Origin of the sequence: Bordetella tumulicola, from assembly GCF_965138755.1 — a bacterium.
GTDB lineage: Bacteria > Pseudomonadota > Gammaproteobacteria > Burkholderiales > Burkholderiaceae_B > Bordetella_A > Bordetella_A tumulicola.
Genome location: NZ_CBCSFP010000002.1, coordinates 577,426 through 603,201, shown reverse-complemented (window position 1 = coordinate 603,201; position 25,776 = coordinate 577,426). Strand labels below are relative to the sequence as shown.

General features: G+C 58.1%; 24 protein-coding genes. 12 read left to right on the top strand and 12 right to left on the bottom strand.

All coding sequences use genetic code 11. The annotated features are described in order from the left end of the window. The first annotated feature begins 50 nt into the window (after positions 1-50). Positions 51-1,154, top strand: a complete 1,104-nt coding sequence (locus ACNAZS_RS08495) for a catalase family peroxidase (protein ID WP_415788167.1) — start codon at positions 51-53, stop codon at positions 1,152-1,154. Next, positions 1,151-1,705, top strand: a complete 555-nt coding sequence (locus ACNAZS_RS08490) for a cytochrome b (protein ID WP_415788165.1) — start codon at positions 1,151-1,153, stop codon at positions 1,703-1,705. The genes ACNAZS_RS08495 and ACNAZS_RS08490 overlap by 4 nt, the downstream gene beginning before the upstream one ends. Before the next feature lie 74 nt (positions 1,706-1,779). Here the strand turns inward: ACNAZS_RS08490 and ACNAZS_RS08485 are convergent, their stop codons facing one another. From ACNAZS_RS08485 to ACNAZS_RS08470, 4 genes are all read right to left on the bottom strand, one after another. Continuing rightward, positions 1,780-3,450 carry an ABC-F family ATP-binding cassette domain-containing protein gene (locus ACNAZS_RS08485; RefSeq protein WP_415788163.1) on the bottom strand — a complete coding sequence of 557 codons (1,671 nt, stop codon included), beginning with the start codon at positions 3,448-3,450 and terminating at the stop codon, positions 1,780-1,782. A gap of 235 nt (positions 3,451-3,685) precedes the next feature. Next, positions 3,686-4,036: a GFA family protein gene (locus tag ACNAZS_RS08480; RefSeq protein ID WP_415788161.1), complete on the bottom strand. Its 351-nt coding sequence runs from the start codon at positions 4,034-4,036 to the stop codon at positions 3,686-3,688. 91 nt (positions 4,037-4,127) lie between these two features. Then, positions 4,128-7,172, bottom strand: a complete 3,045-nt coding sequence (locus ACNAZS_RS08475; protein WP_415788159.1) for an FAD-binding and (Fe-S)-binding domain-containing protein — start codon at positions 7,170-7,172, stop codon at positions 4,128-4,130. Positions 7,173-7,202: 30 nt separating this feature from the next. Continuing rightward, positions 7,203-7,997, bottom strand: coding sequence for a GntR family transcriptional regulator (locus ACNAZS_RS08470; protein ID WP_415788157.1), 795 nt, complete (start codon positions 7,995-7,997; stop codon positions 7,203-7,205). Between the two features lie 206 nt (positions 7,998-8,203). Between ACNAZS_RS08470 and ACNAZS_RS08465 the strand changes: the two genes are divergently transcribed. The 4 genes from ACNAZS_RS08465 to ACNAZS_RS08450 all read left to right on the top strand — a co-directional run bounded on the left by ACNAZS_RS08465 (position 8,204) and on the right by ACNAZS_RS08450 (position 12,656). Then, complete coding sequence (locus tag ACNAZS_RS08465) at positions 8,204-9,400, top strand: pyridoxal-phosphate-dependent aminotransferase family protein (RefSeq protein WP_415788155.1); 1,197 nt, start codon at positions 8,204-8,206, stop codon at positions 9,398-9,400. A gap of 180 nt (positions 9,401-9,580) precedes the next feature. Next, entirely contained in the window at positions 9,581-10,597 is a 1,017-nt protein-coding gene (locus ACNAZS_RS08460) for a Bug family tripartite tricarboxylate transporter substrate binding protein (RefSeq protein ID WP_415788153.1), read from the top strand. 18 nt (positions 10,598-10,615) lie between these two features. Next, positions 10,616-11,131 (top strand): tripartite tricarboxylate transporter TctB family protein, encoded by a 516-nt coding sequence (locus ACNAZS_RS08455; RefSeq protein WP_415788151.1) that lies wholly within the window; start codon positions 10,616-10,618, stop codon positions 11,129-11,131. A gap of 19 nt (positions 11,132-11,150) precedes the next feature. After that, positions 11,151-12,656 carry a tripartite tricarboxylate transporter permease gene (locus ACNAZS_RS08450; protein ID WP_415788149.1) on the top strand — a complete coding sequence of 502 codons (1,506 nt, stop codon included), beginning with the start codon at positions 11,151-11,153 and terminating at the stop codon, positions 12,654-12,656. Positions 12,657-12,824: 168 nt separating this feature from the next. On the opposite strand, the gene ACNAZS_RS08445 is transcribed toward ACNAZS_RS08450, so the two are convergent. Next, positions 12,825-13,415: a hypothetical protein gene (locus tag ACNAZS_RS08445; protein ID WP_415788147.1), complete on the bottom strand. Its 591-nt coding sequence runs from the start codon at positions 13,413-13,415 to the stop codon at positions 12,825-12,827. A 79-nt stretch (positions 13,416-13,494) separates the two neighbouring features. After that, positions 13,495-14,343, bottom strand: a complete 849-nt coding sequence (locus ACNAZS_RS08440; RefSeq protein WP_415788145.1) for a LysR substrate-binding domain-containing protein — start codon at positions 14,341-14,343, stop codon at positions 13,495-13,497. Between the two features lie 105 nt (positions 14,344-14,448). Here ACNAZS_RS08440 and ACNAZS_RS08435 point away from each other — a divergent pair, with 105 nt between their 5' ends. Both ACNAZS_RS08435 and ACNAZS_RS08430 read left to right on the top strand, forming a co-directional pair. Beyond that, the gene (locus ACNAZS_RS08435) at positions 14,449-15,417 is read left to right on the top strand and encodes a Bug family tripartite tricarboxylate transporter substrate binding protein (RefSeq protein ID WP_415788143.1); all 969 of its coding nucleotides are present in this window, start codon (positions 14,449-14,451) and stop codon (positions 15,415-15,417) included. 8 nt (positions 15,418-15,425) lie between these two features. Further along, on the top strand, positions 15,426-16,511 hold the full coding sequence (locus tag ACNAZS_RS08430; RefSeq protein WP_415788141.1) for an Ldh family oxidoreductase: 1,086 nt from the start codon (positions 15,426-15,428) through the stop codon (positions 16,509-16,511). A 27-nt stretch (positions 16,512-16,538) separates the two neighbouring features. On the opposite strand, the gene ACNAZS_RS08425 is transcribed toward ACNAZS_RS08430, so the two are convergent. Beyond that, positions 16,539-17,441 (bottom strand): LysR family transcriptional regulator, encoded by a 903-nt coding sequence (locus ACNAZS_RS08425; protein ID WP_415788139.1) that lies wholly within the window; start codon positions 17,439-17,441, stop codon positions 16,539-16,541. 120 nt (positions 17,442-17,561) lie between these two features. Between ACNAZS_RS08425 and ACNAZS_RS08420 the strand changes: the two genes are divergently transcribed. After that, the gene (locus tag ACNAZS_RS08420) at positions 17,562-18,386 is read left to right on the top strand and encodes a DODA-type extradiol aromatic ring-opening family dioxygenase (RefSeq protein WP_415788137.1); all 825 of its coding nucleotides are present in this window, start codon (positions 17,562-17,564) and stop codon (positions 18,384-18,386) included. Positions 18,387-18,536: 150 nt separating this feature from the next. After that, a complete protein-coding gene (locus tag ACNAZS_RS08415; protein WP_415788135.1) occupies positions 18,537-19,118 on the top strand; it encodes an HdeD family acid-resistance protein in 582 nt (193 codons plus the stop codon). A 50-nt stretch (positions 19,119-19,168) separates the two neighbouring features. Here the strand turns inward: ACNAZS_RS08415 and ACNAZS_RS08410 are convergent, their stop codons facing one another. Then, complete coding sequence (locus tag ACNAZS_RS08410) at positions 19,169-20,155, bottom strand: Bug family tripartite tricarboxylate transporter substrate binding protein (RefSeq protein ID WP_415788133.1); 987 nt, start codon at positions 20,153-20,155, stop codon at positions 19,169-19,171. Positions 20,156-20,200: 45 nt separating this feature from the next. After that, entirely contained in the window at positions 20,201-21,622 is a 1,422-nt protein-coding gene (locus ACNAZS_RS08405; RefSeq protein WP_415788131.1) for a CoA transferase, read from the bottom strand. A 102-nt stretch (positions 21,623-21,724) separates the two neighbouring features. Between ACNAZS_RS08405 and ACNAZS_RS08400 the strand changes: the two genes are divergently transcribed. Together ACNAZS_RS08400 and ACNAZS_RS08395 are read left to right on the top strand one after the other, a co-directional pair. Next, complete coding sequence (locus ACNAZS_RS08400) at positions 21,725-22,621, top strand: LysR family transcriptional regulator (protein ID WP_415788129.1); 897 nt, start codon at positions 21,725-21,727, stop codon at positions 22,619-22,621. Positions 22,622-22,910: 289 nt separating this feature from the next. Next, entirely contained in the window at positions 22,911-24,083 is a 1,173-nt protein-coding gene (locus ACNAZS_RS08395; protein WP_415788127.1) for a hypothetical protein, read from the top strand. Here ACNAZS_RS08395 and ACNAZS_RS08390 read toward each other — a convergent pair. The 3 genes from ACNAZS_RS08390 to ACNAZS_RS08380 are packed head-to-tail and all read right to left on the bottom strand — an operon-like array spanning position 24,067 to position 25,747. Beyond that, entirely contained in the window at positions 24,067-24,621 is a 555-nt protein-coding gene (locus tag ACNAZS_RS08390; protein WP_415788125.1) for a hypothetical protein, read from the bottom strand. The genes ACNAZS_RS08395 and ACNAZS_RS08390 overlap by 17 nt on opposite strands. Then, positions 24,618-25,181, bottom strand: coding sequence for a hypothetical protein (locus ACNAZS_RS08385; protein ID WP_415788123.1), 564 nt, complete (start codon positions 25,179-25,181; stop codon positions 24,618-24,620). The genes ACNAZS_RS08390 and ACNAZS_RS08385 overlap by 4 nt, the downstream gene beginning before the upstream one ends. Continuing rightward, positions 25,178-25,747, bottom strand: coding sequence for a hypothetical protein (locus ACNAZS_RS08380; protein WP_415788121.1), 570 nt, complete (start codon positions 25,745-25,747; stop codon positions 25,178-25,180). Before ACNAZS_RS08380 ends, ACNAZS_RS08385 begins: the two co-directional genes overlap by 4 nt. Positions 25,748-25,776 lie beyond the last annotated feature (29 nt).

Genomic DNA, 25,776 nt, shown 5'->3' with positions numbered 1-25,776 from the left:
GCCTGGCGTCTTACAGGGATATTCAGCGCCCTATCGGGGTAAGGAGCCTTATGCAGCACGAACCTGAACGCGATGCCCGGCCGCTCAATGCCCGGCAAACTTACCTGCGCCTGGGCGTGATCGGCACTATTTTGCTTGCCTCGGGTGCTGCTTTTGCGTACGTGGGCGGCTGGCTGGACCCGCAACGGCTGACGCCGGACCGAGTGGTGGATGCACTGGAAGCCAAGAGCGGCGTCCATCCGGGCTTTCGTCGCAATCACGCCAAGGGGGTCTGTGTCGTTGGCCATTTTGAAAGCAATGGTTCGGCACATGCGTTGTCAACGGCGGCGGTGCTCGCATCGGGCAAAACGCCGGTCGTGGGGCGGTTAGCCTTGCCGGGCGGTAATCCGGTTGTGCCGGATGCGAGTGTGCCCGTCCGCAGTTTTGCATTGCTGTTCAAGTCCCCCAATGGTGAACAGTGGCGCGCCGCCATGAACAACATACCGGTGTTCGCGGTGGCGACGCCGCAGGCGTTCTACGACCAGCAGGTTGCCACCAGCCCTGATCCTACGACTGGCAAGCCCGACCCGCAACGCGTACAAGCGTTTTTCGCGGCGCACCCCGAAACGGCGGCATTCCGTGCATGGGCCAAGACCGCCAAACCGTCGGCCAGCTACGCCACCGAAAGCTACTACAGCCTGAATGCCTTTTACTTTGTCGATGCGCAAGGCAAGCAACAGCCCGTACGCTGGCGTCTGGCACCGTTGAATGCCGCAGCGGCGTCAGCGGCCCAACCGCAGCATGATGGCAATTTTTTGCAAGCCGACCTGCTGCAACGGTTGGAGCAAGGGCCATTGACCTGGCGTCTGCTGGTGACGCTGGGAACAGCCGACGACCCCACTAATGACGCGACCAAGGAGTGGCCGGAAGATCGGCCCACCGTCGACGCAGGTACCTTGGTGATAACCAGCGGCGTCCCGCAAGACGAAGGCCCTTGCCGCGATGTGAATTACGACCCGACTGTGCTGCCGCAAGGTATTGCTATTTCAGATGACCCGCTGTTGCCGGCGCGCTCAGCCGCTTATGCGGCGTCTTATGAACGTCGCACTAGAGAGGGACCACACCAGGGGGCAATGATCTCACCTCATCCGACCCTACCGGAGCGCACACAATGAGCTTGTCAGCCTATTCCCTTCATCGCCCTCCGGCCAAGTTCAGTCGGCTGTCACGTTTTCTGCATTGGTTAATGGCGATCGGCATCATTGCGATGCTGTTTATCGGCGTGGGCATGGTGGCCACGGTTTCCGAGCGTCATCAATGGCTGATGCAGATCCACAAGCCGCTGGGCGTAGCACTGCTGGTGCTGGTATGCATACGCCTGGGTACGCGGCTGTACAAAGGGGTTCCAGCGTTGCCCGGCACGATGCCGGCTTGGCAGCGCAAGGCGTCGCACGCGTCGCACATTTTGTTATACGTGCTGATGTTCGCCATGCCGGTGATCGGCTGGGCGATGGTGTCGGCCGGCGGTTATCCAGTAATAGTGGGTGGCTGGCTATTGCCACCCATTGCGCCCACTGATGCAGCCCTGTTTGCCTGGTTGCGCGGCGCCCACCGTTATCTTGCCTTTCTGCTGTTTGCCACGGTGCTGCTGCATCTTGCGGCCGCGCTGTTCCATGGCTGGATAAAGCGTGACGGTGTACTGGAATCGATGACCCGCGGCCGCTGAAAAAATCGCTGACGTTGGGTACAGGACTCGGCAAAGTCCCGACGTGCCCAACAGTCAGCGATACGCCCTCTGGATCAAGCAGCCCGCCGAGAAGCAGCCTCGCGCTGGCGTTTGGCTTCTTCTAATAAATAAACCTGGTAATCATCCAGGTCGCCCTCGAAGTCTTTTATCCCACCGCGCGATACCAGCCAGAACTCGTCGCAAACGGAGCGCAACAATGCGCGATCATGGCTGACCAGCATCACTGAACCCTCGAACTCGTTCAAGGCAACGCTCAGGGCCTCGCGGGTAGCCAGATCCAGATGATTGGTCGGTTCGTCGAGCAGCAGTAAATTGGGACGTTGCCAGACGATCATGCACAAAACCAGACGCGCCTTTTCTCCGCCGCTCATACTGCCAACAGCCTGCTTGACCATGTCGCCACTGAAATTAAAGGTGCCCAGGAAATTGCGCAGCCCCTGTTCGCGACAGTCCATAGCGCTGGGGCGCATGCCAGCCGGAGTGTCTCGCACCAGACGAATCATGTGTTCCAGCGGATTGTCGGCGGGCCGCAAGACATCCAACTCCTGCTGAGAAAAGTAGCCGATATTCAGGCCTTTCCCCGTGATGATCTCGCCCGCGATCGGGTGCAATGCGCCGGCAATGGTTTTTACCAATGTCGACTTACCTTGGCCGTTGGCACCAAGAATACCGATACGTTGTCCCGCCAAGACAGAACGATTGATGTTCTGCACGATGACGGTGGGCGTTGCACCGGTCGGCGCGTCTTCCGGTGGCGGGTAACCGCAGCTGGCGGCGGACATCGACAGCATGGGGTTGGGCAAGTTCAAAGGCTCTTTGAATTCGAACTGGAACTCTGCGTCGGCCAGAATGGGCGCAATTTTTTCCATGCGCTCCAGAGCCTTGACCCGGCTTTGTGCCTGCTTGGCCTTGCTGGCTTTTGCCTTGAATCGGTCAATGAATTTTTGCAGATGCGCAGCCTTTTCCTGCTGCTTGGCGTGTGCTGCCTGTTGCAGCAACATTTGCTCAGCCCGCATGTCTTCAAACTTGCTGTAATTGCCGCCATAGCGCACCAGTTTGCCCTGGTCGATATGTAGCGTGACAGCGGTGACGGCATCCAGGAACTCACGGTCATGGCTGATGACGACCATCGTGCCGGCATAATTCTTGAGCCAGGCTTCCAACCATACCAGCGCGTCCAAATCCAAGTGGTTGGTCGGCTCGTCCAGCAACAGCAATTCTGACGGGCACATCAGGGCTCGCGCCAATTGCAGGCGCATGCGCCATCCGCCCGAGAAACTGTTTACCGGCCTGTCGAGCTCGGCCACGCTGAAACCAAGCCCTAATATGAGCGCCTGCGCACGGGCGGGCGCATCGTGTGCGCCTGCGTCGTGTAATGCCATGTAGGCGTGCGCCATACGCATGCCATCCTCGCTGGCCTCGGAGGCGGCGACCTCGGTTTGCGCGGCCAGCAAGACGGTGTCGCCCTCCACCACAAAATCCGTCGCGCTTTGCTCGGTTTCCGGCATATCCTGCGCCACTTGCGACATACGCCACTGCGCAGGAATGGAAAATTCGCCGGCGTCCTCGTGCAGGGTGCCATTGAGCACGGCGAATAACGATGACTTGCCCGCACCATTGCGGCCGACCAAGCCTACCTTTTCCCCGGGATTAAGCGTAACGGAGGTTTTGTCGAGCAATACTTTGCTGCCGCGACGCACGGTCACGTTCTTGAGAATAATCATCGAGGGGAAATCTTCATTTTCGGGCGAATAAGTAAAAAAGCCCCTTGGGGGCAGCAAGCCGAAGGCGCAGCGTGGATGGTTTTTTGCCTTAGGGTGGCCCAGCAGCAAAAAACCCCAACCGAGACCGGTCGGGGTCGGAACAAGGATGGCGGAGCGTCTAGTCGCCTAGCTGGGCTTTTGTGTGGACGGAATTGTAGCTGATCAGTGTGTCTCGCCATCCCGCCAACAAAATTCCCTAAGCAGCGGCGCCGTCAAATTTCTGTAACGTCAACGCATCCAGGTCAATGGATGGCACACAACGCAGGTTTACAGCACGAACCGCGGACCCGTCTGGATTCGCCCCCTCGGCGAAAGCCTCTATGCCGCACGTCTGGCAAAAACGATGGTCAATCTTGTGCGTGTTGAATCGATACGAGCGCAGCGAGTCCTCACCTTGCACCAACGTAAATTGCTCTGCCGGAACGAAGGACAACAGAAACCCCTTGCGCCGGCAATGCGAACAATTGCAACTGACGGCCTGCGTCGGGATGGGGCCCTGGACTTCAAATCTGACAGCGCCGCAATGACAGCTTCCTTCGAAGGACATAGCTTTTCCTTGTCGTCATTTTGCTTGCGAATACTGTAGCAAAGTTCAATGACGAGATTGAGCAAAGCTTGCCCTACGACCCCGTCGCGAATCAGCGGGTGCTCTCCGCGTTACTTGGCAGAGCCCGTTGAAGCACACAGGCCACATGCTCCGCTCGCAGCCCCCCTTGCGCTTGCGTACCATCGGCAATCTGATGACGGCAACTGGTGCCGTCCGCGACCAGCACGGTGTCGGCGCCGGCCTCGCGTACCGCCGGCAGCAGGGACAGCTCGGCCATTTTCATGGAGGTTTCGTAGTGCGACGCCTCGTAGCCGAAACTGCCCGCCATGCCGCAGCAACTCGACTCGATCAGTTGCACCTTCAGGTCCGGGATCAGCCCCAGGATCTGCTGGACGGGCTTAACGGCGTCGAAGGCTTTTTGGTGGCAGTGGCCATGCAATAGGGCGCGCTTCTCTGGCAACGGGTTCAGCTTGAGATCGAGCCGACCCGCCTTCAATTCGTTGGCCAGAAATTCCTCGAAAAGGTAAGCGTGCCGCGACAATGCCTGGGCGTCTTCGCCCAAGCCCATCACCAAGAATTCATCGCGTAGCGAAAGCAAACACGAAGGCTCCAGACCCACGATGGGAATCCCCCGCGCGACGAACGGCCGCAGGGCATCCACGACGCGGCGGGCTTCGACTTTCGCCTGATCGACCATGCCGGCCGACAGATAGGTGCGACCGCAGCACAAGGGACGCTTGGGCTCGGCATCATTCGCGGCCGGAACTGCAACGTGGACACGATAGCCCGCCGCCTGCAATACCTGAAGCGCCGCCCGGGCGTTCTCGGATTCGAAATAATTGTTAAAGGTATCGGCAAACAGCACGACGTCAGCCGTGTCCGCATCGGTCGACACAGCTTGATCGGTAAAGACGTCGCTGCGCCATTTCGGCAAGGTCCGCTTTGACGAGAACCCCAACAGGCGCTCCGACAACCAGGCGGCGCCTGGCAAGGTATCTCGCAGGTTAAATAGAAAGGGCAAACGGGCGCCCCAGGGGGCCCAGCGCGGCAACGTGGCAATGATCCGGTCCTTTAGCGCCAGGCCACGCTTCTGCCGCCACTGATCCAGGAACTCGATTTTCATGCGTGCCATATCCACGCCGGTAGGGCAGTCGCGCTTGCAGCCTTTGCAACTGACGCACAGGTCCATGGTGGCACGCATCTCGTCAGACGTGAAAGCATCGTCGCCCAGTTGACCCGACAGGGCCAGGCGCAAGGTGTTGGCGCGACCGCGCGTCAGATGCTGCTCGTCGTGTGTAACGCGGTAGCTGGGACACATCGTGCCAGCATCGAACTTGCGGCAGTGGCCGTTGTTGTTGCACATTTCCACCGCCTTGGCCAACCCCTGGGCCGGGTCGTCACCGGTACCCGGTGCACTGACCGTTTCCGTGGCGGGGTCACTATTCACGTTCCAGGCGGACCAGTCCAGCGCCGGCTTGAGCGCAATCGTGCGATAGTCTGGCTTGAAGCGGTACAAGGATCGATCGTCCATCTTGCTGCTGCGTACGATCTTGCCCGGATTCATCAGCCTGTCCGGATCAAAAGCATCCTTGATTTCTTCGAACGCGCGCGTGAGCCTCGGGCCGAATTGCCAGCCTACCCATTCGCTACGCACCAGTCCGTCGCCGTGCTCGCCGGAAAAAGCGCCCTTGTAGCGCCGCACCAATGCGCCGGCTTCTTCGGCGATGGCGCGCATCTTCGCCGCGCCGTCCCGACGCATGTCCAGAATGGGCCTGACGTGTAACGTGCCCACCGAGGCATGGGCATACCACGTGCCCTTCGTGCCGTGTCGGGTAAACACATCGGTCAACTGGCTCGTGTATTCGGCCAGATGCTCTAGCGGCACGGCGCAGTCTTCGATGAAGGAAACCGGCTTGCCGTCTCCGCGCATGCTCATCATGATGTTCAAGCCGGACTTGCGAACATCCCAAAGCGCTTTCTGTGCCGCGGCATCCGGCATTTCCACAACTGAGCCGGGCAGTCCCAGATCCCCCATCAGCTCGACCAACCTCGCCAGGTGGGACAGTTGCTCATCCTGGGACTCGCCGGCAAATTCGACCAGCAGAACAGCCGCGGGTTCGCCGATCAGCGCGCTATCGATAACAGGACGAAAAGCGGGATTGCTGCGAGCCAGATCGATCATCGTCCGGTCGACCAACTCAACCGCACAGGGCCCCAAGCCCACGATGTGGCGGGTCATATCCATGGCCTGATAGAAGGTCGGGAAATTGACCACACCCAGCGCTTTGGCGGCGGGCAACGGCGACAGCTTGAGCGTGATACTGCGGGTATAGGCCAGCGTGCCCTCGCTGCCCACAAGCATATGCGCCAGATTGATCTTGCCGTCGGCGGTATACGGACGCGGGCTTTGCGGATGAAAGATATCCAGGTTATAGCCACCCACGCGACGCAGCACGGACGGCACCATACGCTCGATTTCGTCGCGCTCGCGCGCGGCGATCTCAGTCAACCGATCCATGATGGTACGTATGCGGGGCGACGCATTGCCCATGCGGGCTGCCTCCCCAAAAGTCGCGGCGGTGCCATCCAACAGCAAGGCATCGATACTTAGCACATTGTGAACCATATTGCCGTAGGCGATCGACCGCGAGCCACAGGAATTATTACCCGCCATACCGCCAATCGTGCATTGCGCGGCCGTGCTGACGTCCACCGGAAACCAGACTCCGTGCGGCTTGAGCCATGCATTCAGGTGATCCAGCACGATGCCGGGTTCCACCGTCACCGTCATGGCGGCCAGGTCGAAATCGAGGACGCGATTCAGGTATTTGCTGTTGTCGATGACGAGGGCGGCACCCACGGTCTGGCCGCATTGCGAGGTGCCAGCGCCGCGCGCCAGCACGGGTACGGACATCTCGCGACACAGGTTCAGCGCTGCCGCGACATCATCGCCCCTCTTGGGAATCAACACGCCGACGGGTTCGATCTGATAGATGGATGCGTCGGTCGAATAACGCCCTCGCGCGCCCCGGCTGAACAGAACCTCGCCCTGCGTTTCATTGCGCAGGCGGGCGGCCAGTTCAAGATGCAACGGATTCAGTTCGGCATGTGCTTGAGGGGATAAGGGCGCGTTCATGGGATTCCTGCAACAGATCGGTGAGCAATATCAGGGTTCGCTTGCGGCGTCAGCGACATCTGGAGTGTCAGGGACGCCGGTGGTTTGGGAGGCCTCGGCACCATCGGTCGCGAGCTTCAGATTTTCCAGAACTGCCTCGCCCTTGCGCCGAAGGTGCTCGCGCATAATCTGCGCGAGCCGGGGACCATCGCGCGACGCCAGGGCGTCAGCCATGTCCAGGTGCTCTTGCATAGCCCGATCCCATTTGTCGTGATTGAGATTGGATCGGAACCGCAAGTTCTGTAGTCGCAGGTTGATGTTTTTGTACACCTGCGACAGCAAGTCATTGTGGCCCGCGCCATTGATGCGATCGTGAATGGCGCGGTTGACATGGTAGTACGACGAAAGATTTTGCCGGGCATGACACGCCTGCATCTCGTAGGTCAGCGCCTTGATCTCGGCGATCTCCTGATCCGTGATGCGCTGGCAGGCCAGCTCGCCAGACAACGCTTCCAGAGCGCCCATGACTTCGAAGCTTTCCCGAATGTCTTTTTCGGACAGGGCCACAACATGCGCGCCCCGGTTGGGCTGAATACGAACCAACCCATCGGCCGCCAACAGCCGGAAGGCTTCGCGCAAGGGTGTGCGCGACACCTGCAGTCGGTCACACAGTGCGCGCTCGTTCAGCCGCGTATCCGCCGCCAACTCACCCTCGATGATCATTTCCCTCAGGCGATCGGCGATGGTTGCGGGCAACGTGCGCCTGTCGACCGCCTCTGACGAGGGGACCGGCTCCGTCTGCGGCGAGGAAGAATGGCGGGGATGGTTCACAGCATCAATTTTCATTTGTATACAAAAATAGGAATGTCGCACATCATCAACGATAACCATGCCCCATGCCGTACCGATTAAAGGATTCCGCCTATTTTACCTATCCTATACCTATAAAAATGCTGTGGCGCGGCAAAACTTTTGCTTGCGAAAGAGCGCCTTTGCTGCGTATTCTTCATTAATATTTGTATTTTGTATACCAAATAATCAGGAGCACCCTCATGATGCCGCTGCACTCGCACCCATCCGGCCGTCACTTCCTGCAGATCCCGGGTCCCACCAATGTCCCTGATCGTGTACTGCGCGCTATCGACAATGTCACCATCGATCACCGTGGCCCCGAATTTGGAGAGCTCGGAAGGGCCGTACTGGCGGGCATGAAGAAAATCTTCAAGACCGAGGGCGACGTGATCATCTACCCCGCCTCGGGCACCGGCGCCTGGGAGGCCGCGCTGGTGAACACGCTGTCACCCGGCGACAAGATCCTGATGGCAGAGACCGGGCATTTCGCCACGCTCTGGAAAAAGCTCGCCGAACGACTGAAGCTGCAGGTAGAGTTCCAGGAGGGTGATTGGCGCCATGGTGCGGATCCCGAACAGATCGGCAAGCGCCTGGCCGCAGATAGCGGCCACGAGATCAAGGCGGTGTGCGTGGTGCACAACGAAACTGCCACCGGTGCCGTCAGCGATGTCGCGGCGGTGCGCCAGGCGATCGATGCCACCGGCCACCCCGCCCTGCTGATGGTGGACACGATCTCATCCCTGGGCTCGGTGGACTACCGGCACGACGAATGGGGCGTCGATGTCACGGTGGCCGGCTCTCAGAAAGGATTGATGCTGCCGCCCGGACTGTCGTTCAACGCCGTCAGCGCCAAGGCCCTGAAAGCCTCCGAAACGGCCGCACTGCCGCGCTCGTACTGGGACTGGAAGGAGATGCTGGCCATCAATCCGAGCGGATATTTTCCATACACCCCCGCAACCAACCTGCTCTACGGTTTGCGCGAGGCGCAGGAGATGCTGCAGGCGGAAGGATTGGACAATGTCTTCGCACGCCACAAACGGCATGGCGAAGCCACCCGTCGCGCGGTCCGCGCGTGGGGGCTGGAGATCCTGTGCGTCAAGCCCGAAGCGTACAGCCCCGCCTTGACGGCCGTGGTGATGCCCGAGGGGCATAGCGCGGACGCCTTCCGCAAGGTCGTGCTGACGCATTTCAACATGTCGCTGGGACAAGGCCTGGGCAAACTGTCGGACAAGGTTTTCCGTATCGGCCATCTGGGCGATTTCAATGACCTGACGCTGTGCGGCACCCTTTCCGGCGTGGAAATGGGTTTAGGCAACGCCGGTGTGCCGCACAACAAGGGCGGGGTGCAGGCCGCGCTGGATTACCTGGCGCAGACCAGTCGGGCTCAGCCCGCCTGACAGCCTGACACAAACAAGACCCGAAATACGATGGGCGACAAGTAGATCAAGCAGCATCACAGTGCATAAAGTCCGCAAGCTTGGGAAATAAGAACAGGACTCGCCGGACAGGCAGGAAGGCTCAAAAACAAAGCGTACCGATACCGGACGCTCCCGTAGCACGACCCGGAGGAGACACTCATGAAGCACCTGACTCACAGACTGTCGAAGAAATCCTATTTAATCGCGTCGCTAACGGCGCTGGCCGGCTTGACCGCGTTGCCCGCGCAGGCATGGGAACCCACCCGTCCGGTCGAGATCATCGTACCCGCTGGCGCAGGTGGCGCGTCCGATCAAATGGCACGCACGATCCAGGGCATCATCCTCAAGCACAAGCTGATGAAGCAGTCCATGCTGGTGCTGAACAAGGGTGGCGCCAGCGGAGCCGAAGGCATCATGGATACCAAGAGCTCGCCAAAGGATCCGCACAAACTGATGGTGGCCTTTTCTGCCATCTACACCCTGCCTCTCGCCGTCAAGCTGCCCTTTAACTGGCGAGATCTGAACCCGGTCGCCATGATCGCCCAGGACGAGTTCCTACTGTGGACCAATGCCGAAGAGCCCTACAAGACGGCCGCAGACTATTTGAAAGCGGTCAAGGCAGCGCCCGCTGGTCAGTTCAAAATGGGCGGCACCGGTGCAAAACGCGAGGATCAGATCATCACCGTGGCGCTCGAAAAAGCCGCTGGAGTGAAGTTCACCTATGTGCCCTACAAGAGTGGCGGCGAAGCTGCCACCCAGCTGGTGGGCAAGCACACCAACTCCAACGTGAACAATCCCAGCGAGAATATCGCGCAGTGGCGTGCCGGCCAAGTCAATGCCTTGTGCGTGTTCTCGGATGAGCGCATGGCATACACAAACAAGGTCACCAAAGAACAGTCATGGGCCGACATTCCGACCTGCAAAGACGCCGGCTACGACGTGCAATATCAGATGCTGCGGGCCTTCTTCCTGCCCCCCGACACCACGGCTGAACAGGCCGCGTATTACGCCGACCTGATCAAGAAAGTCAGCGAAACGCAGGAATGGAAAGACTACTTAGCCAAACAGGCGCTCAAAGGCGACTACCGGACCGGCGAGGCGTTCGTGAAATTCCTGGAAAAGGACGAAGCGAATCACAAAGCCTTGATGGAAGAAGCCGGTCTGGCCGCGAAGTAATCAGCCCGAGGAGTCAGGATGGATCATCAGCAAACGCAGGGCAACCCGTCGAAAGGCGGGTTGACGCACAGTGCCGTTGACGCGATTACCGCCGTCGTCTTTTTCTTCGTAGGCGTGGTCATGATGGTGGACAACCATCGCATCGGCGTCGCATGGGCGTCGGACGGGCCCGAGTCGGGATATTTCCCTTTTCATATTGGGCTCATCATCTGCATCGCTAGTGTGGCCGTGTTCCTGAAGGCAAGGTTCAGCAAGAACCCCAATCGGGAAGTTTTCGTCAGTTGGGAGCGGTTCCGATTGGTACTGCTGGTATTACTTCCCACTGCCGTGTATGTGCTGCTGATTCAATTCCTCGGGATTTACGTGGCATCGACGCTGTTCATCGCCGCCTTTATGCGATTGCTGGGCAAAATCTCCTGGCTCAAAACGGTGGTGATCAGCGTCAGCGTAAACGTACTGTTGTTCTGGATGTTCGAAGTTCAGTTCATGGTGCCTCTACCGAAAGGGCCGCTCGAAGCCCTGTTCGGTTACTGAAACCAGGAGGAGACTGCAAGTGGAAGAACTGAACTCTTTATTCCATGGATTTGCCACGGTCCTGAGCTGGTACAACCTGGGCATGATGTTCATCGGCCTGGTGCTGGGCGTCATCATCGGTGTGCTCCCCGGATTGGGAGGCCCCAACGGGGTCGCGATATTGCTGCCGCTGACCTTCACGATGCCGCCCACCTCGGCCATCATCATGCTGTCGTGCATTTACTGGGGGTCATTGTTCGCTGGCGCGATCACGTCGATTCTCTTCAATATCCCGGGCGAGACCTCATCAGTGGCCACCACCTTCGATGGCTACCCCCTGGCTCAGCAGGGCCGCGCGGGTAATGCCCTGACGGCATCCTTCACGGGTTCGTTCGTCGGTGCGTTATCGGGCGTGCTGCTGATTACCTTCCTGGCACCTCTGGTGTCCAAGTTCGCCCTGCGCTTTGGTCCTCCTGAATTCTTCGCGGTATTTTTGCTGACATTTTGCAGTTTTGTCGGCACGGACAAGAAGACGCCATTCAAGACCATCATTTCCATGATGTTGGGTTTCGGATTGGCGGCCATCGGCATGGACACGGTCAGCGGCGGCCTTCGCATGACGTTCGGCTGGTCGGAACTGCTGCGCGGCGTCGATTTCCTGGTCGTCGTTATCGGGCTGTTCGGCATCGGTGAAATCCTGGTCAGCATGGAAGAAGGCTTGAAGTTCGAAGGAAAAAGCGGCCGCATCAATCTCAAAGTCGTGCTGCAAACCTGGAAGGAACTACCCAAATACTGGATGACGCTCATACGCAGCACGGTAGTAGGCTGCTGGATGGGCGTGACACCGGGCGGGGCCACCGCGGCGTCGTTCATGGGCTACGGCCTGGCGCAGCGTTTTTCACGCAACGGCCACAAATTTGGCACCGGCGAAATCGAAGGCGTGATTGCGCCTGAGACGGCCGCCCATGCTTCGGGCACGTCCGCCCTGCTTCCCATGCTGGCGCTGGGCATACCCGGCTCGGCCACCGCGGCCGTGCTGCTGGGCGGCTTGATGATATGGGGCCTGCAGCCGGGCCCTCTGCTGTTTGTCGAACAAAAAGAGTTCGTCTGGGGCCTGATCGCCAGCATGTATCTGGGTAATTTCGTGGGACTCATCATCGTACTGAGCACCGTCCCACTGTTCGCCGCGATACTGCGCATCCCCTTCGCCATCGTGGCCCCCATCATCATCGTGGTCTGCGCGATCGGCGCGTATTCGGTTCACAACGCCATGCTCGACGTGTGGTTCATGCTGCTGTTCGGGGTGATTGGCTATGTTCTGAAGAAACTGTCGTATCCCCTGGCCCCCATGATCTTGGCACTGGTCCTGGGTGATCGCATGGAAGACGCCTTCCGTCAGTCCATGCTCGGCCCGGGCACCGGCCTGCACGTGTTCTGGTCCAACGGCCTGGTTGGCACCATCACGACGCTGGCACTCATCATGCTGTTCTGGCCGCTGGTGCCGATACTATGGCGACTGGTACGCAGGTCTGCCGGCGGCGGCTAAAGTACGATCTTTGCTCCGCCTATACGAGCAGCACGATTCCCTGGATATCCATATTGGGGATGATTAAACCCAATATGGATATGCCGAGTATCGCCGCACCATCGCGCTGGGATTTTTCTGACTTCAGGCGATAGCGCCATTGCCAGAACAGCTCCCATTCCTAGCGACTCAGGAAAGAAACTGGTAATAACGCAGAACCCAGTAGAACTGCCCAATCAGTGCAGCGATCACGAATACTTGGTGAAAGCGTCGATTCTTTACAAACATCGCAATGAGACAACACATCGTCATAACGCTTTGACGAATGAGATATTCCAAGCCAAGCTCTTGAAAATGAGCCACGCCTTTCAAAAGCGTGTCGATAATATCAACGGCGAACAGCCCGCCCAGCAGACCGTAGAACCATTTTTTCCGTGCGTGAAAATAATCCTCAAAGCCGTTGTACTCTTCCATGCGATCTGGAAACAGAATTGCGCAAATAAAAAAATACAGCGCCGCATAACAAATCAAGAACAGATAGAACTCGAACGTCCACTGCGCGATATGCTTAAGCCCAAATTCGAACCACCAGAAATGGATAACTGCCGAGAAAAGAAAAATTACCCAGCCCAGATGAACCAGATATATGGGTTCACGGTGAGGATGCTGGACAAACCGGGCAAGCCCCGAGAGTAAACGCGCCAGGCTAAGCCCCATGACAACGCCCAGTATGGTGCGGATGTGGATGAGCTGATCGGAATGCGAGATGGTCGTTTCCATAGCGTTAAACCCAGATAGTCCAATTGATCATGGCAGTAGCCGTCTATTAAACACTCTATGGTGGCGCCCCGCAGCGCCCCTACAAATTCAGCTCACCCAAGGAATCGAATACGCGCTGCGCCGCGCTATTAGTACTGACCGGACTCAAGTACAAGCGAAAGCTTATGTCAGGCAGACGCGGCAGGGCTTCGGCCTCGCCCATCACGCGCAGATCGCTACCCAACATCTCGACGCTACGTGCGGTGACTCCCAAGCCCGCGCGGACCGCGGCACGCACCCCGACAACGGTCGGTGAGGTATACGTAATCCGCCACGGAATACCCGCGCGTTCCAAGTGGTCAACCGCAATACGACGGAACTGGCTGGATTCAGCCGCCACAATCAAGGGCAATGGTTGGCTAGCATCGTGGCGATACCTCGCAGCGCACATCCACACAATAGGCGAGGTGCGCAGCGCGATCTGGCGCAACTCGGGCGCATCCATGGCTGCTACCGTCATGTCGATCTCACCCTGGCGTAATGCCTGCATCAGATGGGGACTACGCCCTGTGTGTATGGCGATACGCAAGCCAGGAAAGGCTCGCGAAAAATGCGCCAACAAGTTCGGCAGGATGCTGTCCGTCACATCATGCGGGGCACCTAGCCGCAACTCACCATTGACCGCCGTCGAGGCCATGGCCGCGCAGGCCTCATCGTTAAGTGCCAACAGGCGCCGGGCATAGTCCAGCAGACGTACGCCGTCCGGCGTCAATTGCTTATTGCGCCCCACCTTCCGGAACAGGCGCTTGCCCAGCTGGGTTTCCAACCGGCGCATCTGTTGTGTCACGGCCGATTGCGTGCGCAGGACTTCAGCGGCCGCTGCGGCAAATGACTCACGCTCGACGACGGCCACAAATGTCCTGAGCTGATCAATGTCCAGAGCCTGCATCTCAGTTAAGCGTTGCTAATGTATTGGAATCAGAAACCTGCTGTTTTCCCGGATCCGCATGTTTATAGTCGCGGTGCAGCTCATAACGACTATATGGAGACAACTATGCAGACCCTGCTACGCGGCGCCCTGGCCGCACTTTTGGTATTCGGCATCGGCCAATCCGCCGGGGCCGCCGACTATCCCAACCGCCCCATCCGCATGGTAGCGCCATTCGCGCCCGGTGGTGGCTCTGATGTGGTCGCCCGACTGGTCGCGGAAAAGATGGGGCCAATTTTGGGTCAGAGCGTGGTAGTGGAAAACCGCCCTGGTGCGTCGGGCATCATCGGCGGCGATCTGGTCGCCAAAGCCGACCCCGACGGCTACACCATTCTGATGAACAACAGTGCCCTCACCAGCAATCCAGCCCTATACAAGAAACTCCCGTTCGATACCGAACGCGATCTGGTACCGGTGATCGATCTGGCCAGCGCTCCCACGCTGTTAGCCGCGCATCCCTCCGCGCCCTTCGATACCATGGCGCAGTTGGCCGATTACGCCAGGAAACATCCCAATACCGTGTCGGTCGGTACACCTGGAGCAGGTCAAATGTCACACTTGGCTGCCGAAATGGTCAGTCAGGCCAGCGACACCGAGTTGATGATGATCCATTACAAAGGCACGGCCAACTCGCTTAACGATCTGGTCGGCGGCACGATCATGATGTCGTTTGGGACCGTACCGGGCTTTATCAAATTCATCAAGAGTGGCAAGCTCAAGCCCATCGCCGTGGCCAGCGCGCAACGATTGCCGGTGCTGCCCTCGGTACCCACCGTGGCAGAGACTTATCCGGGTTTCGAAATGAATGTCTGGTTCGGCGCCTTCGTTCCTGCCGGCACACCCGCCCCCATCATCGACAAGCTGCACCAGACCATCGCTCAAGTACTAAAAGACCCGGCCATACGCGCCCGCTTTGCCGACGAAGGCCTGGAGCCTGGCGGCATGTCGCGCGAGAAATTCGATGCGCTCTTTCATTCAGAACTGGCCCACTGGAAGAAGTTCGTCACGGAACGCAACATCCATCTCGACAACTGAAGCACGCCATGCCCATGCCATCCCTCATCGAACTCGCCCGTACGCCGTTGGCGGCGGAACCCCTGAAGCGCTTTGCCGCCGCGGTTTATCAACAGGCCGGCGTATCACCAGCCGATGCCGACCTGGCCGCAGACGCGCTGCTCCAGGCCGATTTGTGGGGCCATCAATCACATGGCCTACTTCGACTGGGTTGGTACTACGCTCGCCTGCAATCGGGCGCGATGCGGGGTCACACACAACTACAGACGGCGACGGATGCGGGTGCGATCGCCGTACTGGACGGCAACGACGGCGTCGGCCCTGTGATCGCACAGCAAGCCACTGAGGAGGCCGTGCGGCGTGCACGCCTGCATGGCGTGGGCATCGTGTCGGTGCGCAACTCCAATCATTTCGGCACCTGCATGTACTTCACGCGCATGGGCGCACAAGCGGGCTGTGCCATGCTGATGATGAGCAATGGCGGGCCGAACATGGCCCCCTGGGGTGGACTGCAAAAGAAGATAGGCACCAACCCCTGGTCCATCGCCGTACCCGCGGGCCGCCATGCGCCGATGGTTATGGACATCGCCAATTCCGGCGTCGCACGCGGCAAAATCTATCTCGCTGACAATCGTCACGAACCCATCCCGCCACACTGGGCGGTGGACGCGCAGGGCAACCCCACGACTGATCCCAAAGAAGCGCTCAAGGGTTTCATCCTGCCCATGGCCGGTCACAAAGGTTATGCGATCGGTGTGATGGTGGACGTGATGTCCGGCGTGCTGTCGGGCAGTGGCTTTCAGGACCAAGTCCATGGCCCGTACGACCCCGTCAATCGCAGTCTTGCCGGCCATTTCATCATGGCACTGGATATCGCCAGATTCCAACCGCTGAGCGAATTTCACGCACGTATGGAAGACTACATCGCCTCGCTCAAGAGCGTGCCCGTCGCGCCTGGCCACAAGAAAGTCTATTACCCAGGTGAACTCGAAGCCGAGGCCGATCAGCACCACCGAAACGCCGGTCTGGTACTTCCTGTCGACACACTCAGCGACCTGGAGCGCATTGGACAGGAAGCGGGAGTGAATTGGCGTGACTATGTTGTGCCGGTTTAGTAGACGACGTATTGAAAGGCAATAACGCTACTTCCCAGACGACGCAAACTCCCCCGCCAAATAATCAATCATCGCCCGCACCTTGGCGGGTGGGCGCCGGTCTGGCCTGAACAGGATATGTATGCCCCCCAGATCCAACATTGGATGATCTAGTTCCAGCGCAATCAGCGAGCCCTGCGCCACCGCGTCCCCAACGATAAAATCTGGTTGATAAATCACGCCCTGCCCGGCCAGTGCGGCGGTCAGTAGCGCATCGCCATTATTGGCGACGAGATCCCCTTTCACGGGGATCAACACATCGCGCGCGCTGCCAAAAACCCAATTACCCTGGCCTTGATGCGGTGACAGCGTGTAGCTCAGACAGTTGTGCCCTGAAAGCTCGGAGACACGCTTCGGCGTGCCGTGCCGCGCGAGATACTCGGGTGATGCGCATACTCGCATCGGACAGTCCCCTAGTCTGCGCGCCTTGAGGGAGCTGTCGGCCAACTGACCGATACGGATGACCAGATCCCACCCGTCTTGCATCAGGTCCTGCTGGGCATCGCTGAGGCCCAGCTCGACGGTAACCCGGGGATATCGCTGGCTAAAAGCCGGCAGCAGCGGGGCAATAAAGCGCACGCCAAAGGAAAGAGGTGCGTTGATCCGCAAGCGCCCCACCGCCTCGACACGCTGCGCCATGACATCGGCATCTGCTTCATCGAGCTCTTGGATGATGCGCTGGGAAGCGGACAGATAGTCGACACCCGCATCCGTCAGCATCAGACGCCGGGTGCTTCGGTGCAGGAGCTTGACGCCAAGCCGACTCTCGAGCGCATCAATATGCTTGGTAGCCATGGCGGGCGACATCTCCAACGCCCGCCCAGCCGCGGAGAGGCTACCGAGCGCGGTTGCCTGGATAAAAACCCGCATACCTGTCACACGATCGAGCATATTATTTCCCACTCACAGTTGGAACTGTTCATGCATCTTGCCATATTCTCTACTAATGAGAAGAAAGCTACGATAACAAGCATGATATTTCACAGGTCCACCGACCAAAGGATCACCCCCATGAGTACATCATCCCCTGCCACATCGACCATGCCGGTGCTGTTCATCCCTCATGGCGCTGGCCCCTGTTTCTTTATGGATTGGAATCCACCCGGCACGTGGGACACCATGGCCGATTTTCTAAAAGGCGTAGCCGCCACGCTGCCCGCAAAGCCCAAGGCCATCGTGATGGTTTCCGGGCATTGGCTCACGCAAGAAGGCTTTCGTGTGACCTTTGGTGCGCAGCCGCCGCTGATCTACGACTATTACGGTTTCCCCCAGCATACTTATGAACTGCAATATCCGGCACCCGGCGAGCCTGCGCTAGCCGAGCGCGTAAGCGGCCTGCTGTCGCAAGCCGGGCTGTCGAGCAACCTGGATGGCGAGCGTGGCTTTGACCACGGGATGTTTATTCCGCTGAAGTTGATGTTCCCCGAGGCAGATATCCCCGTTATCCAGTTGTCGCTACGCCGCGACCTAGATGCGCAGACGCATCTGGCGGTCGGTCAAGCCTTGGCCCCGCTGCGTGGCGAAGACATCCTGATCGTCGGCAGCGGCATGAGTTTTCACAACATGCGCGGCTTTGGCGATCCGCGTTTTACCGCCCCCTCAGAAAGCTTCGATGCTTGGTTGACCCACGCTGTCGAAACCGATGCGCAACAACGGTACGAGGCCCTGAGCCATTGGGCGCATGGTCCCCACGCCTACCAGTGCCACCCTGCTGGTCACGAGGAGCACCTGATCCCCCTGATGGTCGCAGCCGGTGCCGCAGGCCAAGACGCAGGCAAGAAGATTTTTTCCGGCAAGGCGCTTGAAACCCAGATTTCTGCCTTTCGCTTCGGCTAATTGCGCCGCTTGGTTTTGAAATCGGTGCCGCGTTTAGACCGCGACGCCGATTTCAACGGGAGATATGGCATGCAAATTGATCTTTCCAGAAAACAGGGCAGTAGAAGTAGAATGGCCTGGCACTCTCCTCATCTTTGAAGGTAGACGAACATGGCTGATCCCAATCCCGATTTCCAACGCCCCAGTGAGCCACTCACCAAGACGCTCAACGCGCTGCGGGCACATTGGGGTTGGTTCGTAGCGATCGGTATCGCTCTTGTCGTCCTCGGCGTCGTCGCACTGGTCCATGTGTTCGCGGCGACGTTGGTCAGTGTGATCTTCATCGGTACGCTGATGTTGATTGGCGCCGTGGGTCAACTCATCCAGGCATGGCGGGTCAAGCACTGGAGCGGTTTTGTTATTTGGTCGCTAAGCGGATTACTGTACGGTGCGGCGGGTGTCGTGGCTGTGACGAATCCCGTTGCTGGCGCGGCGATGCTGACGCTCTTGCTCGGTGCGACGCTTATCGCCGCTGGCGCTTTCCGATTGTGGGTCTGGTTCAATCATCGCAGTCAACAGGGCTGGCGCTGGCTGGCTCTCTCAGGCGTGCTGACTTTTGCCATTGGGATCTTGATCGCCGCAGGCTGGCCCGCCAATAGCCTGACCATCTTGGGCTTGCTGCTAGGCTTTGATTTGCTGTTCCAGGGGTGGTCGCTGCTGTTTGCAGGACTGGCGCTGCGCAAAGCCGAGTAGTTCGGCGACCTGCCCCGCCTAACTAGGCGGGGCATCCCCAGCCGACGCCACTAGCCCCCTGCTTTCAATCCCAGCCGCTTTATCGTTTCGCTCCAGCGGGAATACTCGGATGCCACATAATCCTGGCAAGACTTGGGATCTTTGTTCATGAGTTCTGCCCCCTGAAATCGCAGGCTTTTCTGAACCTCAGGATCTTTGAGCGACTCCTGCAACGCGCGATCAAGCTTCTCCAGAATCGCGGGATCCGTGCCCTTTGGCGCGATCAATACTTGCCATGTGCCCGCATCAAAACCTTTAAGCTCGGGCACAACCTCGCTTAGGCTAGGAACATCAGGCAAACCGACCGATCGCTTTTCCGAGGTCACCGCCAAAGCTGTCGCCTGGCCATTCTGAATAAATGGCATTGCACTATTAAACGATCCGGAATACATGAAGCTCACGTTGCCGCTGACGAGATCTGTCAGTGCCGGACCATTTCCTTTATAGGGAACATGCGGGAAATCCAACCCCAAACGATTTGCAATATCCATAGATACCAAGTGGTCGATCGATCCATTCCCTGATGATCCCTGAAAATACTTCCCCGGATTCGCCTTGACCTCGTCGTAGAACTGAGGCGCGGACTTTATATCCATGGCCTTGTTTGTTAAAAGAATCAGCGGCACACCGACTGAGCAACTTGCAGTCGTAAATGCTTTGGTTGGATTCAAATCATCCCGCCCAAACAAAGGCGGTGCTGTCGTGATGGACGAAGTGCCGTACAGCAAGGTGTACCCATCAGGCTTGGCACGTATCAACTCCTGCGTGCCGATGTTCCCTCCAGCGCCAGGCTTGTTTTCAATAATAATCGGGACGTTCAGCTTCTGTGACACGGTCTTAAACAGAACCCGTCCGATCGCATCCGTGGGGCCTCCCGGCGCAAAACCGATGATCAGAGTGATGGGCTTGTTGGGATAGCCTGCATCCGCATGGGCACCGCCTGTTAAACCCATCATTGCAATGGCCGCAATGGCACATATCAGTTGGTTCATTTTCATAGTGTCTCCTTTGTGCTGATTATTTGTATAAAAAGAGCGTCAAACTTATTGCCACGCTGCAGGATGTACGCCATTAGGTGCGGGCGGTAACGACCACCCCGCACGGGTTCGTGAGAACTGTGCGACAGGTGGCAACTGCTGCAATACGCCGTAAGCAGACTCGCGCTGTTCCAGTACCGGAGTTAACGCTTGAGCGAAATGTCGGCGCGGCTGCGTCGGGTCAAAGCCGTCTAATAGCCCCAACTCTTGCACCCACATCGATGTACGCGCCAAAGACACTTTGACGTGATAGCTCCCCCCCTCCTGTGCCCGACGTATTAACGCCTGCATTGCGCCCATTGCCCCCAGATAGCCCGTCAGATAATCATTTAGTAAGTACGGTGGTACTACCCGAGGCTTGCCCTGGCCACCTTCTCGCATGGAAATACCGCTCACTGCCTGACCCAACTGCTCAAATCCGCCGCGTTGCCCCCAGGGTCCGTCATCCCCAAATGCTGTCACCGAAACGTAGATCAGGCCGGGTCGGATCGCAGCGGCGTCCTGTGGGCCCAGGCCGCGCTTGCACATACTTCCCGGACGCCATGACTGGACAACGACGTCCGCGCCACTAATCAACTGTCGTGCCGTTTGCAAGCCCTGTTGAGTGTCTAAATCGAGAAACGCAGACCGTTTTCCGATATTGGTGTCCACCGTTTGACGAAATGGATCTTGCATAACCGGGGAACTAATACGCAAGACCTCTGCACCGTGCTCCGCCAATGAGCGCGCCACCACAGGCCCGGCAATCACATGTCCTAAATCTAGTACGCGCAGACTATCTAAGGGGCGAAGATTCACCCGCGCGGGCTCGGGATCACTGTCACTGATTTTGATGACCTCCACCACCGGTAACTGTGCCAGCAGCTTTCCTTGGGGGTGACTTAACCAGGAATCTTGCGAACGAGCATAAATACCAGGCAGCTTACGTTCGGCGAATGCATTCTCTATATCGTCGCCTTTCCAGCGCGATATCGCTTTTGACAGTGCCGATGTCGTATTGGCACAGTCAAGCAACTCTAGTACACCATCGCGCAAATGTGGATACGACCCAATCGGGAAAAACCATTGGTTGTCGGCCGTTTGATAAAAATCAGCTTTCAGCTCCGTCAGCAAGGACAACGCCGGTAAGGAAAATCCGCTTTGAGTCTGAAAATGCCCTGGGTTCAACGAGCTCGCCGCCTGCATCCAATCAATGGCGATACTCTGACGCAGACCCGTCGCCATTTGATACCAACGCTCGACCGTAAGTGCGTAGGCACCGATGGCGCTCGCTGCGGCGACCGTCAGCTTGTGTGGGGAGTCGAAAGTAGGATTCGTACCATGAAAGCGCAGTCGACGCTCAGGTGCGTCCCGCGTACCCCAATCATGTCCTAATAACGCCGCAATGGCGCGATGGGCGTCGTTACCCTGAGCATTTGTCTCGGTCATGGTTTTCTCTAGCTGAATGCTGATGAAAAGACCCAGTCTAGAAACGACTCTTTATCGTGTCCAACATATAATTCAGCACTCTGTGAGATAAAATTTATCTTTATGCTGAACAGCCGATTACTGCGCCAGTTCATCGCCGTGGCCGAAGAATTACACTACGGCCGTGCAGCCCTGCGTGTGGGCATCGAACAATCGCCCTTAAGCCAGGCCATACAAAAGCTGGAAGCACACATAGGCACACCGCTTTTTGTACGCAACAAACGTAGCGTGACGCTGACACCTGCGGGCAAAGTATTCCTGGAGGAAGCGTATCAATGGTTAGCGTACGAACGTGTCGCCATTGAGCGCGCACTACATGCCACGGGCGGCGAAATCGGCCAGTTGTCCATGGGATATATCGGCAGTGCGGGTTATGGGTTCATGCCTGAGTTGATTGGCCAATTCCGTCGAGAATTCCCTCAGGTCAAACTGCGTGTTTTCGAAATGACAACGCGCGATCAGTTAGAGCGACTAAAAGGGCGATACTTGGATGTAGGGATGCTACGCACGCCGTTGCCGAACGATGAAACGCTGCTATCGTCTATGCGATATCAACATGATCGGCTCATGGCCGCGTTACCGCATACCCATCGTTTAGCCCGCCGGAAATCTATCTCGTTGAAGGACTTGGAGCATGAGTCCTTCGTTGCGTTTGCCCGTCAACATGTACCGGCAGCACATGCCCAATTGATATCGGTTTGCGCCATTGCCGGTTTCCATCCACGCATCGACCAAGAAAGCGCACAAGTTGGCAGCGTGATCGGCTTAGTCGCCGCCGGGTTATCGGTGGCCTTAATACCCAGCAATCTACAGTCTCTGATCCACCCAAAGGTCAGCTATGTCACGCTATCGGATACCATTGAATTTCTGAAGCAGGAAGTTGGCTTGGCGTGGCGTCGCGATGATGCAAATCCAGCATTGGCGTCATTTCTGAAAGTGGCTCAACGGCTCAGCCACTGAGACCGGTGATGTAGGCTTTTAATAGGAGATGCTGTGTAAGCCCTATCCTGCTTAATACGTCAATCTGCAACTACGTCAGTCATCTCTGATTGAGGTGCGATAGCGGGGCAATCGGTTTACCATATGGAATCCCATTGCCCCGCTACCCATGCTCTCGGAGGCCATTCAATTGACTAACGCTCGGACAATCGTCGGTGCGCATCTCCGTGAAACAGGCCAACTGCTGTGCAAATACGGTCTGGTGCTTGCGACGATCTTATTAGGTTCAAAGCTGCTGGAGACGCTCTTGATGCGTCTTGCCGTTGAACTCGGCCTGATCCATCGCTTTGTGGGGCTGATCGCGGTGATCATGATCATCCTGCTGCAACTCGTGGTGTTCGTTGGCATGTTTGTCGTACTCCGTGACCGACCGTTGACCTTTCGGCGACGCCGCGCCCGCGCAGCAGGCGCAGCCGCTACCGCTGACAGCGATAACGACACACCGTTTTTCTCTGGTGCATTGTTGGCGGTCCTGATTCCGTTTTATGGCTATTACGCCGGTTGGGGCTTTCTAGGCAATACACTGCGCGACTACTCGCAGGTATTTCTGTCAGAGCAGTTAAGCCGAATTGACTTCATGAACCCCGACGCGATGGGGCCCTCGGCCCTGGAAGTCACAGGCACGTTGTGGTTGCTGATTCCTGTGACTCTGATCTGGTGGTTACGCCGCACGGCAAAGGCCAAGCATGCCAGTACGGGACACCCTGCATGGCCCTTGGTAGTGGTCGCGTGCGAAGCAACCTGGGTCATCCTGGGTCTTTATGTACTCAGCAACTGGAAGGGACAGTTCTTCGCGTGGCTGGCGACGCTACCATCGCCAACAATCTTGCTGAACTGGATTGTACCGGCGGCACACGCCGCGATGACTGATGCCAGCCTGCGACCTGTGGATTGGGCCCCCTCCTTTCAATGGGGAAGCTGGCTGAATCAACTGTTTCGCTATGCATTACTGCCGCTAGTCTGGTTCAACCTGGGCGCGATCGTCTACGGGCACGACTTGAACATGATGACTGATTCGACCAAGCGAGTAACCGACCGCGTCACCCATCGCTGGACGATCTTACCCAAGCCCGTCCGAGATTTTTTTGGGCACTTCTGGACGGGGTTGCTCAAGCGCTGGCACGCAGTGGTCAATGGCGTGCTGCTGGCCGCGTCCGCAGGAATATGGTTGACCGTATCAATTTTGGTCTTTTGGCGGCTGGCGGATTGGCTGGGGCGCTGGACCTGGGTCGGCATTGCCAAATTAATTGGCCCGCAGGATATCAATGTGTGGAGCGTGGCCATCATCCCACTGAATATTTTGTTCGGCGCACCAGGGCAACCACAGAACGGCGTCGTGGTGATGGTGGTGCAGTTCTGCGTACTGGCGGCCGGCCTATCGTTGGCCATGGCATCACGAGAAGCGGCTAAGGCAGCTGCCTGACCGTCGGCGTCACTGCAAACGACAACGCCCGCGGGCGCGTGCCGATGCCGGATATCTGAAGCCGCAAATCCTGCTGCAGTCGATCAGACGGCAGCAGGAAAAGCTGATCGGCCCGTACCGTCTCCGTGCCGGTTTGTGGATCTCGTGCAAACAAACGGCACAAACCGTGGTTCCGACGATCCGGCGCGATGGCCTTGATGGCGGCATCTGAACTGGCGCTCGTCAGCGGCAACCAGACTTCTCCTGCCGCATTGTGTAGCGAAACGCGGCAATCCTTCCATGCGTCGCGCGCGTCTGGCGTGACCTGCATGTTCAAGCGCACCAGCACAACGGCTCGTTCCGGCATTTGCGCGGCAATGGCTGCGATCTGCAACTCGACGGCAACTTGCAGGCCATCCAGAGAAGCGCCACTGGCTGGGGCGTCGATGAGACGTGATTCACGAGTGGTGTTCAGGTCGCGCAGTGCCGGCCATCCCTGGACCGCGAGCAGCACCGCAAACAACGCAACGGCTGAGACCAACCACCCGAGTTGCTTCATTTGCCTATCCTCAACACCTCTTGGTGCGATACGGGCGCATTGGAAGTGGGCTTGAGCACAAGCTCACTATCCAGCGTGTTGGGTCCCCTGCGCGCCACAAGTAGTCGCCCACCCTGGATTTCGTCAGGCGGCAGTTCAAAGTAAGCGCGCCCCTTGTTGGCTATCCCGGGATGAAACTGACGAACATCCAGCGTCAACGGCGTGCCTTCGGCGCGTGTCGTTTGCACATACTCGCGGCCGCTTCGACCCAGCCATGTGGCGGTCAACCGTACCGACTCTCGTACATTCAAGAGCTCGAAATCGACGACCAGAAAAACACCTTGCGTATCCCTTGTGATGGCCTTGCCGTAACGCTCAAATGCCAGTTTGTCCGCGGTTTTCCAGTCGGTAAAACGCGCGCTGAACAATCGCCCTTGTGCCAGGGTCTCGTCTGGTGATCCATCTCGGGCTTCCGTTCGAAACGGTCTAAAAACGCTATTGAAATCGGGTGTCGTCATCATCATGGCAGCCAGGATGCAAGCCCCCAGCAGCACCGGGATGATGTATCGCAGGCGGCTCATGGCGCGGTCTCCGGTGTCACAGCGATGCGTGCGACAGGCGAATAGCCTAGCCAACTGGAACGACCGTAAAGATTATCCTCGAGCTTGAATTGCTGGCGAAAAAACGTCAGGGACAAAGACTCACCGGACCGCCATTCTTTAGGGAGTTGCCAAGCGATTTCTACCGCTTCCGGCATTCTGGGCTGGAGTTGAAACAGATCCTGCCGATCACGCAGCAACGTGATCTTCGGATTGCCAAATTCGACGTTATCCGCCTTCACCGTGATCAATCGAAAAGGAGAACCGAACGACGCAACCTGCGTCTCGCCGGTAACGTTCTCGAGTGTTGCGGACAACACGAAGGAAGGCGGCCCATCACCAGAGGACTCACGTACTTGCAGCGACAACGGTGTCAACGCAACACGGCCCAGAGTCATCGGCGCGCCTAACTTTACCTCGGGCAGATTGGGGGTGCGCGCCGCGTCAATGGCCTGCCACCAGCCATACAAAAGCGCCGCAACAATACCCGAAGCCGCCAAGGCTCGTCGCGCACCACGACGTATCAGCGATGTTTGCCCAGTTGTCATAGCGCGATTTTCGCCCGAGTCGCCCTGGT